We start from the raw sequence: 14648 nt of genomic DNA, 5'->3' as shown, positions 1-14648 counted from the left end.
CCTCTTGGAAAGAAGGCGGCCTGGCGTCTGTCCTGCCCCCACACTCAAGCAGCGTCGGGAATCTCGACCTCGCCTCGTCTGCTCTTGCGACGTTCCGGTCCGCTATAGTCCGGATTCTCAGCTTCACGGCGATTCAGCGGGCCTTCCTTGATGGCCTCAAAGAACATCTCAACGGCCTCGCGGAGCGTATCCGACTGGCTGGTGAAGGCGTCTGACGTGGTCTCCAGCAGACCGGCGGCGCTTTCGGTTTCGGCCACAGCTTCACCCACATCGCGCACCCCTTTGGCCAGGGTCGTCGTGCTCTCGGCCGCGCGCGTGGTGCTTTGCGAGATTTCTCGCGTCGCTGCGCCCTGCTCTTCAATAGCGCTGGCGATAGAGGCCGTGGCCTCGTTGATCTCTTCGCTCATCTTGGCGATGCCGCGAATGGAGTCCAAGGAGCCTGTCATCGAGCTCTGGATGTCCTTGACCAAGCTCGCCACGGTATCGGTGGCCTTGCTGGTCTGTTCAGCCAGATCCTTGACCTCGCTGGCGACGACCGCAAAGCCTTTGCCGGCGTCTCCAGCCCGCGCCGCTTCAATCGTGGCGTTCAGCGCCAGAAGATTGGTTTGCTCGGCGATGTCATTGATGAGGTCAATCACATCATTGATGCTCGACACCCGGTCAGCCAGCGCCTCGATCTGATCCACCGAGCTTTGCGAGCGCTGACCTGCGTCGCTGACCTTGTGGGAAGCGCTTTCGGTCAGGCGGGCGATCTCCTGAATCGAGCTTGAGAGCTCTTCCGCCGCCGCCGCCACAGTCTCGACGCTGTTTGCGGTTTCGCCCGCCGCGCCGTCAGCCGTCTTGGCCTGTTCGTTGGCGAAGGTGGCCTGCGAGTTCAAGCGGCCCGCGGTATGGCGCATCTCATGGGTGCGCTCGGCGAGTACTTTGAGGATCGTCTCCACCTTGTTGCGGAAGACGTCGATAGCATTGTGGGTGGCCTCTGACCGGGCTTCGCGCTCTTTGGTTGCAGTCAGCGCTTCCTTCTCCATCCGGATACGATTGATCTCGCCCGTGCGCAGATCTTCCACAGCCCGGAACAGATCGCCCAGCTCATCCTTGCGTTCGACGCCTCTCACCTGGAACTCATATTCCCCTTGCCGCACCCGGGCTATGCCGTTCACCACTGCGCCGAGATTGCTCAGAATCACGTTCATGAGAATGGCGGCGGCGGCAATAGCAATGAACGCACCACTCACCCCCAGCACGATGGTGAAGTTGCGCTGGCTTTCAAAGGCAGCGTCGATTTGCGGACCGATCCGATCCTGCAACGCGACATTGCTTGCAACCAACCTGTCCACCACTTCCGCCATTTCGGGACCAATGCGATCGAGCTCTTCCACTGCAATGGCATCGATTTCGAGACTGCGCGTCATCGCAGCGTCATAATCTGAGAGCAGCTCCTCGCTGGCCAGTGACAGGTCCGTCGCCAGTTGTTGCAGCGCATCCGGTGCAGAAGCGACCACACCGCGCATAAGCTCGACCATTTCAGAGAATTCCGCGCGGCTTCGGTCTGCGTCGGCGCCGTTGGCCTTCTCGATTGCGCTCCGGCCATAATAACGGCCCAGCATCAGGGATTGGCGCGCGTCCGCAAGATTCAAAAGGATTTGCTGTGCGCCGAGCATTTCCGAAAGGCCCATCGCATCGCCCAGTTCGGTGCGTAGGTCTCGACCGGCGGCCCGCAGGCGCTCCGCTTCAATCTCCAGCGCCAAACGGGTTTGGGAATAGCGGTCGAATGCATCAGCATATTCTGACGCCAATTGACGTATCTGCTGCTTGTCCTGCGCCATGCCGGGATCGGTAATCAGATCAATGGAAGAGGTGATAGACGCCTCAAGCTCGCTCTGGGCGTCTTGAACCCGTCCCCGGTTTCCAGCACTTGGCGTGACGCGGAAGGAAAACGCCGCATTACGCAAGGTCGCCACGCCGTCCTGTGTCTCAGCCAGCGCCAGGGAGGTTCGAGCCGTCGACCGATATTCCGTGAAATTGCCCCGACTGGTGATGGCGGAGTACAAACCGACGCCAACGAGCGCCAGCACGATTAAGCCGATCATGCCAAACCCACCGAAAAGCTGGGTCTTCAGCGATAGATTTTTGAGCACGATGCTCTCCCTGTCAGTACATCACAAGCTGACAGAATGGCGCCAATTCGGCTCAGGATTGTAAACCACCTGCGTAATGCCTCCTGAGAGGCGTTCCCGCCTAAGGGTATGCATAGACATAACAACAACCTTATGGGTTGTTTGATTAATCTCGCTCGATCCGAGCTTTGCCCCGGCCGATGGCCAACGCCTTGATCACGCCACGCAGGGTTCGGATCTCCTGCTGCGTTAACCCTCCGCGCGCAAAAATATTGATCAGGTTCTGCATCATCAGCGGTGTTTTTTCCGGCGGATAGAAAAAGCCGGCGCGATCCAGCTCATCCTCGAGATGCGTGTAGAGCCCCTGGAGCTCGTCCAGACTGGCGCGGTCTTCAAGCGGCTTGAACTCTGACGGCGCCGGATCGCCCGCCCGCCATTCATGGGCCAGCACGCCCACCGCCATGGACAGATTGAGCGAGGAGAAATTGCGGTCGACCGGCAAGGTGATGATGGCGTTCGAGATTGTGATCGCCGTATTGGGCAGGCCGGACTTTTCCGCCCCGAACAATACGCCCACACGTTGACCCGCCTGGATATGCCCGCGAATCTCCGACATGGCGGCGCGGGCCGTATGCACGGGTTTGACCATATTGCGCGGCTGCGCCGTGGTCGCAAACAGCATCTGGCAATCGGCGACCGCGTCCTCCAGCGTCGCGAAAACGCGCGCCTGATTGAGAACGGGCGAATCCGTGGCCATAGTCTCGGCCTTGGGGTTGGGCCAGCCATCGCGGGGATTGACGATTCGCAATTCCGGAATCCCGAAATTGCCCATCACCCGACAGGCCGCGCCGATGTTTTCACCCATTTGCGGCTCGACCAGGATGAAGACGGGGTTCTGAGCTTCGACCAAGGTCGGGTCTGACTGAGTCACGGGCGCCCTCTTTCTCTTACAGCGGTGCGGTGCTAGACACCCGCCACACATTCGTCCACCCCTCGACGCGGCACGTCGCATTTTGCTTGTGCGACACCTCTGCCCACAGAACACGGAAGATACGCTTCATGGCCAAGATCAAAGTCGACAATCCGGTCGTCGAACTCGACGGCGACGAGATGACCCGCATCATCTGGGCGCTGATCAAGGAAAAGCTGATCCTGCCCTATCTGGACATCGACCTGAAATACTACGATCTCTCGATCGAGAAACGCGACGAGACCGATGACCAGATCACGGTTGAGTCCGCCGAAGCCATCAAGCATTACGGCGTTGGCGTGAAATGCGCGACCATCACGCCCGATGAAGCCCGCGTGGAAGAGTTCGGCCTGAAGAAAATGTGGCGCTCGCCCAACGGCACCATCCGCAACATTCTGGGCGGCGTGGTGTTCCGCGAACCCATCGTGATCAAGAACGTGCCGCGGCTGGTTCCCGGCTGGACCAAGCCGATCGTCATCGGTCGTCACGCCTTTGGCGACCAGTACAAGGCCACCGACATGCTGGTGCCGGGTCCGGGCAAGCTGACCCTGACCTATACTCCGGCGGACGGTGGTGAGCCGATCACCCATGAAGTGTTCGATTTCCCGAGCTCCGGCGTCGCCATGGGCATGTATAACCTTGATGAATCCATCAAGGATTTCGCCCGCGCCTCGCTGCGCTATGGCCTGGATCGCGGCTGGCCGGTGTATCTGTCCACCAAGAACACCATCATGAAAGCCTATGACGGCCGCTTCAAAGACATCTTCCAGGCGGTCTTCGACTCTGAGTTCAAGGCGGATTTCGACGCCAAGGGCATCACCTACGAGCACCGTCTGATCGACGACATGGTCGCCGCGGCCATGAAATGGTCGGGCGGTTTCGTCTGGGCCTGTAAGAACTATGACGGCGACGTTCAGTCTGACACCGTGGCGCAGGGCTTTGGCTCGCTGGGCCTGATGACGTCGGTGCTGATGACCCCGGATGGGAAAACCGTCGAAGCCGAAGCGGCGCACGGCACGGTGACCCGTCACTATCGCCAGCACCAGCGCGGCGAGAAAACCTCGACGAACTCCATCGCTTCGATCTTCGCCTGGACCCGTGGCCTGAAATATCGCGGCAAGATGGACGGCAACGAACAGGTCGTTCAGTTTGCTGAAGATCTGGAAGCCACCATCATCGGCACCGTGGAAGCGGGTTACATGACCAAGGACCTGGCGCTTCTGGTCGGCGACCAGCAGGGCTGGCTGTCCACCGAAGGCTTCCTGGACGCCGTGGCCGAGCGCTTTGCTGAAGTCATGAAAGACCGCGTTTAAGCCTTCGCGCTGACACGCTTGAACGAAAAGGCCGGGCGCTTCGCCCGGCCTTTTTTATGATTTCAAACCCTGTCAGGCATTTTCCGACGCGTAGACATCCTCGCGTTCCGCCGCCAAGCGGTCACGGACAATATCGCCGGACAGCCCCAGATCTTCCAGCGCCCGCCCCGCCAGCTGAAGCGCGGCTTCGGCCGTCTCCAGCGTGACATGGCTGGCGCCGGCGGCGGCCAGCTCGACCGCATGGCGGCGGTCGCGCCCCCGCGCGATGATCAGCGCGTCAGGTCGCAGAGTACGCGCCGCCCGCACCATGTCGGACGCTTTTTGCGCATCATCGACGGTCACCACGAACATGTCCGCCCGCGCGGCGCCGGCCCGCTCCAGAAACTCAGCCCGGCCCGCATCCCCGTAAAACACAGGCCAGCCTTCCTCGCGGCCCTTGGCGACCTTCTCCGCGCTCATATCGAGGGCGACCATGGACACATTCTCGGTCTCCAGCACCCGCGCCATGGTGCGGCCCACCCGGCCAAATCCGGCGATGATCACATGCCCTTCCAGATCAACCAGGTCAGAGGGCAGCTCGGACTGTCCAACGCCATCTTCCGTCGGGGTCGACAGCTTGCGGCCAATCGCAGCCAGGGCCGGCGTGAGCAGCATGGACAGCCCCGCGATGGCGGCGACGATTGTGGCGGTTTCAGGCGGGATGACATCGCCGGCATTGGCGGTGGCGAGGATTACAAAGGCGAACTCACCCGCCGGCGCCAGCAGAAACGCCGCTTCCAGCGACAAGCGATGGTCTCCTGCGAACAGGCGGCACGCCAGATAGACGAGCAGCCCCTTCACGATCAGCATGCCGACCAGCCCCGCCAGCACCAACCCGACATTCTGCCAGACCGCGCCCAGGTCGAGCCCCATGCCCACGGTCATGAAGAACACGCCGAGCAGCAGCCCCTTGAAGGGCTCAAGGTCAATCTCGGCCTGATGCTTGAACTCGGTCTCCCCCAGCATCAACCCGGCCAGGAATGCGCCCAGAGCCAGCGACAAACCGGCCCCCGCGGTGAGCATGGAGGCGCCTACGACCACCGCCAGCGTCAGCGCCATCAACAGATCGCGACCGCCCGCCTTCGCCACCAGACGGAAGACCGGACGCAGCACCAGACGGCCGAGCAACAAGATCCAGGCCAGCGCCAGCACGCCCTGAAACAGCGCGCTGAGCAAAGCGGCGCCGATATCAGCGCCAGAATCGCGGGTGAGAAAGCCCACAAGGATCAAGATGGGCGCCACCAGAATGTCCTGCATCAACAAGACCGACAGCGAGGCGCGCCCCACGGGAGCGGCGGTGCGGCGCTCTTCAGCCATGATCTGCATGACGATGGCGGTGGATGACAAAGCCAGCGCCAGACCGATCACAAGAGCCGTCGGCGCGGTTTGTCCGATCACGAAACTGGCGACGCCGAGCACAGCCGCGCTGCCAAACGCCTGCAACCCGCCCGCGCCAAACACAGCGCGGCGCAATTGCCAGAGCCTCTGGAACGATAATTCCAGCCCCAGCAAGAAGAGTAGGAACAAGATACCAAGTTCTGCGAAGGGCTTGGCGGCTTCAGGTTCTGAAATCGTCAACCATTCCAACACCGCAAATCGTTCGGCGAGGCCGCCAAGCGCGAACGGGCCGAGCGCCAGACCTGCAATGAGGAAGCCAAGCACGGAACTGAGTTTGAACAGGCGAAAGAGCGGCACCACCACGCCCGCGGCGATCAGGAAGACGACCGCATCTTTCAACCAGACTTCATAGCCATGCCCGTGTTCCATCACGCTTCCCCGCTCACCTGATTGGCCATCAGGTTAACCTTAAACAGGAAAGTCCAGACGGTTTATGAACGTGGTGCACAAATTCGGTGCGACATGTCCGCCCCGTTTGTTTCAGGCTCCGATTGGACCGCCATCGCGCTTCAAGGTCACAAACACTTCCGAGGCGATGCGCCAGTCATCACCATCCAGCCGCCATTTGGCGAAGTAGCGGCCTGCATAGCGCACTTCAAAGCCCTGGGCCGACCATTGACCTTTCCAGCGCCCGGTCTCCGCCGCCAACAGACCATCCTCGCCCACATCGATGCGCATGGGCGTGCGCACATAGCTGACATCGGGCGCCTGATTGATGATGGAGCGCCAGGCGGCAAGCTGCGCGTCGCGCCCCGCCATCAGCTCGGCGTCATCGCCGGGCGTCAGGGTGCAATCCTCGCACAAGGCCCGCTCGATGCTGTCAAAATCACGGGCCGACAACGCGTCATTGAAAGCGGAACGGGCGGCGGCGATCTGTTTCGCCACCGCCTTGTCGCCGGTCATCTGAATATCCGCGCCCGGTTTGGCTCGCTTGACCATCAGCCCGCCAGCGCGCTGCGAATGGCGGCCAGCGCGTCTTCGGCCTTGGCGCCATCGGGTCCGCCGGCCTGAGCAAAATCAGGACGACCGCCGCCCCCCTTGCCGCCTACGGCGCCCACGGCTGCGCGCACCAGATCCACCGCACTCATCGCGCCCGCAAGGTCATCGGTCAGGCCCACGGCGAGCGCCGCCTTGCCCTCATTGACGCCCACAAAGGCTGCAACGCCTGAGCCCATCTGTTTGCGCGCTTCGTCCACCAGACCGCGCAAATCCTTGCCGCCGACGCCTTCGACGACGCGGGCGATCAACTTCGTACCATTAATCTCTTCCGGGCCCGCTGGCGCTGAAGCGCCGCCGCCCCCGCCCATGGCGAGCTGTTTCTTGGCGTCCGCCAGCTGACGCTCCAGCGTCTTGCGTTCAGCCTGCAAGGCGGCGACGCGCTCCACCAGCTCATGGGTGGGCACTTTCAGAGACAACGCGGCGGTCTTGGCCTTGTTGGCTTCAGTCTCCAGCCATTGACGGGCGGCTTCGCCGGTCAGGGCTTCCAGACGGCGCACGCCGGAACTGACCGAGCTCTCGCCCACGATCTTGAACAGGGCGATATCACCGGTGCGGTCCACATGAATGCCGCCGCACAGCTCAACCGAATAGGCTTTGTCGTCATCATTCAGAGACTCGCCCATGGCCAGCACGCGCACGGTGTCGCCATATTTCTCGCCAAACAGCGCCAGCGCGCCCGCCTCAATCGCTTTCTCCGGCGTCATTTCGGCGATTTTCGCGTCGGCGTTCTGACGGATCACAGCGTTGACCTGCGCCTCAATGGCTTGAGTCTCGTCTTCGCTCAGCGCCTTGGCGTGGGAGAAGTCAAACCGCAACCGGTCCGGCCCCACATAAGAGCCTTTCTGGGTCACATGCGGCCCCAGCACATCACGCAGCGCGGCGTGCAACAGATGGGTGGCGGAGTGGTTGGAGCGCACTTTGGTGCGGCGCTCGGCGTCCACCTTCAGAGACGCCGGATCGCCCAGCTTGATCGCCCCGCGCTCGAGCACTCCGATATGAGCGTAGACCTCGCCGGCGCGCTTTTGCACGTCGGTGACGGTGAATACAGCGCCCGTATCGAAGGTGATCACACCCGCATCGCCGATCTGGCCGCCACCCTCAGCGTAGAATGGCGTGGACTTGAAGATCAGCTCGGCGCCCGCGCCCTCGGTCAGCTCGGACTGCTCCGCCCCGTCGGCGACAATGGCGGTGAGTTCAGACTGTCCGTCATGGCTTTGATAGCCGGTGAACTGGGTCGCGCCGAGGCGGTCCCGGACCTCAAACCACAGGGCTTCGGGCGCAGCCTGGCCCGACCCGCTCCAGCTGGCGCGCGCCTCAGAGCGCTGGCGCTCCATGGCGGCGTCAAACCCGGCCTGATCCACGCTCAGCCCACGCGTGCGCAGGGCGTCTTCGGTCAGGTCGAGCGGGAAGCCATAGGTGTCATAAAGCTTGAACGCAGTCTCTCCCGGCAGAGCGTCGCCGTCCTTGAGGTCGGCGGTCGCCTCCTCCAGCAGCGTCAGGCCGCGGCCCAGCGTCCGCTGAAAGCGTTCTTCCTCGCCGCGCAGGGTCTCCTCGATCGCCGGCAGAGCGCGCGGCAATTCGGGGAAGGCGTCGCCCATCTCGTCAGACAGGGTTTTCGCAAGGCCGAACAGCACCGGCTCATTCGCGCCCAGAAGGTGCGCATGGCGCATGGCGCGGCGCATGATCCGGCGCAGCACATAACCGCGGCCTTCATTGGACGGCGTGACCCCGTCAGCAATCAGGAAGGAGGTGGAACGCAAATGGTCGGCGATGACCCGATGGCTGGCCAGCGCGTCCCCCTCGGCCTTCACCTTGAGCGCCTCTTCAGAAGCGTTGATCAGGGTTTTGAACAGGTCCACATCATAATTGTTGTGAACGCCCTGCAGCACCGCTGCGATACGCTCAAGCCCCATGCCGGTGTCGATGGAGGGTTTGGGCAGGTTGATGCGCTCCCCGCCCGCCTGCTGTTCATATTGCATGAACACCAGGTTCCAGATTTCGATAAAGCGATCGCCATCCTCTTCCGGGCTGCCCGGAGGGCCGCCCCAGATCTCCGGGCCGTGATCAAAGAAGATTTCCGAGCACGGACCGCACGGACCCGTATCGCCCATGGACCAGAAATTGTCCGAGGTGGAAATTCGGATGATCTTCTCGTCGGCAAGGCCCGCAATCTTGCGCCAGAGCGCCGCCGCCTCTTCATCTTCGGCATAGACCGTGACCAGGAGCTTGTCCTTGGGCAGGGCGAATTCGCGGGTGACCATGGACCAGGCAAACTCGATCGCCTGTTCCTTGAAATAGTCGCCGAACGAGAAATTCCCCAGCATTTCAAAGAAGGTGTGGTGGCGCGCGGTATAGCCGACATTATCAAGGTCATTGTGCTTGCCGCCCGCCCGCACGCATTTCTGAGAGCTGGTGGCGCGCGAATAGTCGCGGCGTTCCGCGCCGGTGAAGACGTTCTTGAACGGCACCATGCCAGCGTTCACAAACAGCAAGGTCGGATCGTCCTGCGGCACGAGCGGCGCGGACTGAACGATCTCATGGCCCTCTTTGCCAAAGAAATCGAGAAACTGGCGGCGAATATCGCGCAAGGCTGTCATGTATGCACTCCGGGCGCTGGCGCGCGGCGTTGAGAGGAGGGTCGCCTGCTCTGACGGCGACCTTTGGGTGTTGGTTCACCCCCATATACGAACGGGCGCCCGGCAAAGCCAAGCGCCCGTTGTAGATTCATCACCGTTTTGGCGGTGAAGGATGCGGTGAGGCCTGTCTGAAACTAGCCCGTAGCCTCATCGTCCAGATCATCATCCTCGCCCGGGCCCACCAGCAGCTCGTCCGCGATCAGGCCCGCATTCTTACGCACCTGGGCTTCGATCTTGTTCGCCATTTCGGGATGGTCGAGCAGGAATTGGCGCGCGTTTTCACGGCCCTGCCCGATGCGTTCGGAGTCGTGCGAATACCATGAACCCGATTTCTCGATGATATTGCCCTTCACGCCCAGATCGAGCAGTTCGCCTGTTTTGGAGATGCCTTCGCCATAAAGGATGTCGAACTCCACCTCGCGGAAGGGCGGCGCCACCTTGTTCTTGACCACTTTGACGCGGGTCTGGTTGCCGATCACTTCGTCGCGGTTCTTCAGCGCGCCGATGCGGCGGATATCCAGGCGCACGGAGGAGTAGAATTTCAGCGCATTGCCGCCGGTCGTGGTTTCGGGGCTGCCGAACATCACGCCGATCTTCATGCGGATCTGGTTGATGAAGATCACCAGACATTTTGATTTGGAGATCGAGCCGGTGAGCTTGCGCAGCGCCTGGCTCATCAGGCGGGCCTGAAGACCGGGCAGCGAGTCGCCCATATCGCCTTCCAGCTCCGCCCGCGGGGTCAGGGCCGCCACGGAGTCGATCACCAGAACGTCAATGGCGCCCGAGCGCACCAGCGTGTCGGCGATTTCAAGCGACTGCTCGCCGGTATCAGGCTGGGAGACCAGAAGCTCGCCCACATCCACGCCCAGCTTGCGCGCATAGACCGGGTCCAGCGCGTGCTCGGCGTCCACGAACGCCGCGACGCCGCCGCTTTTCTGGGCTTCGGCGACGGTGTGCAGCGCCAGCGTGGTCTTACCGGAACTCTCCGGGCCGTAAATCTCGACGATGCGGCCTTTCGGCAGGCCGCCCACGCCCAGCGCGATATCCAGGCCCAGAGAGCCGGTGGAAATCGCCTGAATGTCCTGGTCCGGCTTGGCGCCCAGCTTCATCACCGAACCTTTGCCAAAGGCGCGATCAATTTGAGTCAGGGCCGCTTCAAGCGCTTTTTGTTTATCCATGTCGCCGTCTTTCACCACGCGCAGATTTGACTGTGCCATCAGGTCGGCCCTCCTTATTTCACGCCCGACCGAGTCGGGCAATGAAGGTGACCGTACTTATTTTGTTCCCGGAACACAAGCGGAACATTTAGCGCGAACGCCGCTTTCTCGACAGCTGAGCGCAATCAGCCGCTTAGCATGAAGACTAGGCGCGTTGCCGCGCCGCCAGCTCCTGCTTCACCCGTTCAGCCAGCTGCTGGATGTCGAAGGGCTTGGGCAGGAAAGAAATCTCGAGATCATCAGACAAAGTGTCGGAAAACTCTTCCTTGGCGTAACCGGAAATGAAGACGATTCGCGCACCGCCCAGAAGGTGACGCGCTTCTTTGAGCAGGCCGGGGCCGTCGAGCCCGGGCATCACCACGTCTGAAATCAGAAGATCAAAGCTCTCGGGCTCATTCTCCAGAATCTCGAGCGCCTCTTCGCCGTCGCACGCTTCCACAACCTCATAGCCGCGGCGCACCAGCGTCTTGGCTGCGATGGCGCGCACTGCGTCTTCATCCTCGACAAACAGGATGCGGCCGCGTCCGGCGAGATCAGAAGGTTCAGGCTCGGCGGTCTTGGCCGCTTCCTCACGGGCGAGCTCGGTTTCCTCTTCCTCGCTCGGCACATGGCCGGGCAGATAGATGTGGAAGGTCGTGCCCTTGCCCAGTTCAGAATCCACAAACAGGAAGCCGCCTGATTGCTTGACCACGCCGTACACGGTCGCCAGGCCCAGCCCGGTGCCCTGTCCGGCCTCCTTGGTGGTGAAGAACGGCTCGAAGATCTTCTTCAGCGTCGCCTCATCCATGCCCGTGCCCGTATCGGACACATGGATCGCCGCCCAGTCGCCATCTTTGGGATTGGGCGCGCCGGCGCGCGCCACGTCTTCAGCGGTGACCGCCTCGGTGATAATGGTGAGAACGCCGCCGCCCTGAGATTTCATCGCGTCACGGGCGTTGGTGGCGAGGTTAACCAGGATATTGTCGATCTGGTTGCGGTCCGCCCGCACCAGCGGCAGATCGCGGCCATGCTTGATGTCGAGCCGAACGGTCTCTTCCAGGATCTGGCCCAGCATGATCGAGCAATCAGACAAGACGTCAGAGACATCAAAGACGGTGTTGCGGAACGTTTGCTTGCGCGAGAACGCCAGCAGCTTGCGCACCAGCCCCGCCTGGCGGGTCACGGTGGAGTTGATCTGCTGCAAGTCCTGATAGGACGGATCGCCCACCGGGTGCCGGTTCAACAGCTCGCCCACATTCAGCCGGATCGCGGTGAGCATATTATTGAAATCATGCGCCACGCCGCTGGCCAGCTGGCCGACCGCCTGCATCTTGCCGGCCTGGGCGACTTGTTGCTCCAGCGCTTTCCACGACGACACGTCCACCACATAGGCGACACGCTTGCCATCGCGAGACGGAGACAGGAAAACCTGCACGGCGCGCTCGCCATCCTCGCCCGCTCTCAGGCGCACTTCGCTGGGCTCGCCCCGTCCCGCCAGCGCCGCCGCCAGCACATTGTCGATACGGCCGTCATCGCCGAAATCAAACAGGTCTTCAAACTTCGCGCCTGGCACGGCGGCGCCGCCCGAGAGCTTGAGCAAGGCCGGGTTGGCGTCTTCGATCACGGCAACCGCAGGATCGGCGTCGTCCAGACGCGCGACGCCAAACGGAGCGGTGGCGAACATTTCATCAAACGAGCCGCCCGCCAGCGCGCTGGCGCTCGACGACGCATCTCCCGGCTCAGCCGCCGCCACAGCGGGAGGCGCGCCGGTGGCGGACAGCTCATAAACCACGGCGCGCGCCCTGGATGGTCGCTCATCGCTCCAGCTGACGCAGATCACCACCGGGCTTTCCTCGCCATCCACGCGCTTGAGACGGGCGTCGAGCCGGATCACCCCGTCCGCGCCCCGCGACTGGGCAAAGGCGTCAGCGGTGTCGCCAGTGGTGATGTCTTGTAATTTCAGCGCCATGTCTTCGCCGACCCCGACCCAGCTGCGCAAGGTGGCGTTGGCGGCCAGCACCCGGCCCTCGGCATCGGCGGAGAACAGGCCGACCGGCGCATGATCGGTCCAGTCCGGCGCCGTGTCTGCGTCCAGCGAACCGTCATCGCGCAGCTCGGAGAAGCGCCAGAGGGTCGCGCCATCGTCCAGTGCCGAGATGTCGGCGCTGTAGACCACGCTTTCTCCGCCGCCCAACGGGATGCGTCCGACAATTTCATGGGCCGTTTCGCCTGCGCTCGCAGCCCGGTTGAGACGATAGACCGCCCCCGCGCCGGCGCCGCTGAACAGGCGCTCGGGCACTGCGGGCGTCCCTGCGCCCTTGGCCCCGATCAGCGTATCCGCCAATTTGACATAAGCCGGATTCGCCCAGGCCACCCGGCCTTGCGCATCCGTGATCAGAACCGGGTCAGGCCAGAGCCCCATGGCGGTGGCCGCAGCCCCGCCCGCACGCTTGCGCTCACCGCCTTCAAGCAAGGAGCGCCCCGCGGTTTCACCCGCCGCCAGCGCATACATCAAGAGCAGCGCGACAGAGGCGATGCCGGACAGCAAAATGACACCGTTCCACCCCGCGCCTGCGCCGGCGACAATCGCCACAGCCGCAGCCGCCAGCGCGCCCAGGCTCGCCACCCAGAAGATCAGCCGGGTCAGGGGCCGGGTCAGCGCCCCCTCGCCCGCCGCCGGCCTTGCAGCCGGTGCAGACGCCGGATCAGCGACGGGCTCAGCCACAGCGTCGGCGCGTTGGGCGGAAAGCGGGAGGTCTGACATGACAGGCTCCGATTGGTGCAGGCCGACACGCCAAATGACGCACCGGCGGATCCATGATTCGAACACGCAGTCTCACAGGTTAAAGTTAACCATATTTCAGCGAGACGGTACGAAATCGTGCGTTCAGCGCCCGGATCAGAACTTCGGCGCCTTGCCCGCCAGCGTCAGCACATAGCCGATGACCTTGGCCACTGCCGTGAAATGCTCGGGCGGGATCACTTCCTCAAGCTCCACGCTGGCGAACAATCCGCGCGCCAACGGCGGGTCCTCGACGATGGGGATGTTGTGCTCCTTGGCCAGTTCGCGAATGCGCAGGGCGACATCATCGGCGCCCTTGGCCACACAGATCGGCGCGGGCGTGCGGCCTTGCTCATACTCCAGCGCCACGGCGTAGTGGGTCGGGTTGGTGATCACCACAGCCGCGTCCGGCACCCGCGCCATCATGCGCCGCTGGGCGCGCTCCTGACGAATCTGGCGCAGTTTCGCGCGCACCATCGGATCGCCTTCGGTGTCCTTCATCTCATCGCGGATTTCCTTGCGGCTCATCTTGTTGCGATCGATGTACTGCTTGCGCTGAAACAGGAAGTCGAGCACGGCGATGGCGGTGTAAGCGATCAGGGCAGCGATCATCAGCTGGATGGCGGCGGTATAGACCTCTTGCAGAATACCGATGGGCGCGACGCCCGGCATCACCGCCAGCTCGTTGCGCCGCGGCCAAAGCGCCAGGGCGATGGCGAACCCGACCACCGTCATCTTGGCGACGCCCTTGAAAAAGTTCATCCAGCCTTCAGGGCCGAACATGCGGGTCAGGCCCTTCACCGGATCGAGTTTGTCGAGCTTGGGCGCGATTTTCTTGGGCGTGAACATCACGCCGGTCTGGACCAGATTGCCGAAAATCGCCGCGACCAGAAGCATGGCGAAAGCCAGCCCTGTCACCACCACCAGACGCAAGGCGGTCGCCGCCGCCAAGGTCACCGCGCCTGTGGGATCCACCGCCAGTTCATGCGGCTGCGCCAGAAACACCTGCATCATCTCCGCCAGGCTGCGTGACATCCCCGGCGCCAGAAAGGCCATCATCGCCAGGCCAGCTGTCAGGGTGAACCAGCCTGACACCTCCTGAGATTTGGGAACATCGCCTTCCTCGCGCGCCTGGCGGAGTTTTCGGTCTGTCGGTTCTTCTGTCTTTTCTGACTTGTCTTCGCCTTCCGCCATGACG

At 62.7% G+C, this 14648-nt stretch carries 9 protein-coding genes; 1 reads left to right on the top strand and 8 read right to left on the bottom strand.

Features of this window, described 5'->3' with window-relative positions; translation table 11 throughout:
* Positions 1 to 44 precede the first annotated feature (44 nt).
* Together ACP154_RS09870 and ACP154_RS09865 are read right to left on the bottom strand one after the other, a co-directional pair.
* The gene (locus tag ACP154_RS09870) at positions 45 to 2138 is read right to left on the bottom strand and encodes a methyl-accepting chemotaxis protein (RefSeq protein WP_421859594.1); all 2094 of its coding nucleotides are present in this window, start codon (positions 2136 to 2138) and stop codon (positions 45 to 47) included.
* 145 nt (positions 2139 to 2283) lie between these two features.
* Positions 2284 to 3048: an RNA methyltransferase gene (locus ACP154_RS09865; RefSeq protein ID WP_421859596.1), complete on the bottom strand. Its 765-nt coding sequence runs from the start codon at positions 3046 to 3048 to the stop codon at positions 2284 to 2286.
* Between the two features lie 128 nt (positions 3049 to 3176).
* On the opposite strand from ACP154_RS09865, the gene ACP154_RS09860 reads away from it, so the two are divergent.
* Positions 3177 to 4400, top strand: coding sequence for an NADP-dependent isocitrate dehydrogenase (locus tag ACP154_RS09860; protein WP_107712820.1), 1224 nt, complete (start codon positions 3177 to 3179; stop codon positions 4398 to 4400).
* Positions 4401 to 4472: 72 nt separating this feature from the next.
* On the opposite strand, the gene ACP154_RS09855 is transcribed toward ACP154_RS09860, so the two are convergent.
* From ACP154_RS09855 to flhB, 6 genes are all read right to left on the bottom strand, one after another.
* Positions 4473 to 6206 (bottom strand): cation:proton antiporter, encoded by a 1734-nt coding sequence (locus ACP154_RS09855; RefSeq protein WP_421859598.1) that lies wholly within the window; start codon positions 6204 to 6206, stop codon positions 4473 to 4475.
* A gap of 111 nt (positions 6207 to 6317) precedes the next feature.
* Positions 6318 to 6776, bottom strand: a complete 459-nt coding sequence (locus ACP154_RS09850; RefSeq protein WP_107712818.1) for a nuclear transport factor 2 family protein — start codon at positions 6774 to 6776, stop codon at positions 6318 to 6320.
* A complete protein-coding gene (gene alaS / locus ACP154_RS09845; protein WP_421859600.1) occupies positions 6776 to 9433 on the bottom strand; it encodes an alanine--tRNA ligase in 2658 nt (885 codons plus the stop codon). The genes ACP154_RS09850 and alaS overlap by 1 nt, the downstream gene beginning before the upstream one ends.
* Positions 9434 to 9606: 173 nt before the next feature.
* Positions 9607 to 10689, bottom strand: coding sequence for a recombinase RecA (recA, locus tag ACP154_RS09840; protein ID WP_107712816.1), 1083 nt, complete (start codon positions 10687 to 10689; stop codon positions 9607 to 9609).
* Positions 10690 to 10834: 145 nt separating this feature from the next.
* Entirely contained in the window at positions 10835 to 13432 is a 2598-nt protein-coding gene (locus ACP154_RS09835) for an ATP-binding protein (RefSeq protein ID WP_421859602.1), read from the bottom strand.
* Between the two features lie 135 nt (positions 13433 to 13567).
* Complete coding sequence (gene flhB, locus ACP154_RS09830; protein ID WP_107712815.1) at positions 13568 to 14644, bottom strand: flagellar biosynthesis protein FlhB; 1077 nt, start codon at positions 14642 to 14644, stop codon at positions 13568 to 13570.
* Positions 14645 to 14648 lie beyond the last annotated feature (4 nt).

It is taken from the genome of Oceanicaulis sp., assembly GCF_965249665.1.
GTDB lineage: Bacteria > Pseudomonadota > Alphaproteobacteria > Caulobacterales > Maricaulaceae > Oceanicaulis.
The sequence above is the reverse complement of the archived record's forward strand: the minus strand, read 5'-3'. Positions and strand labels throughout refer to the sequence as shown.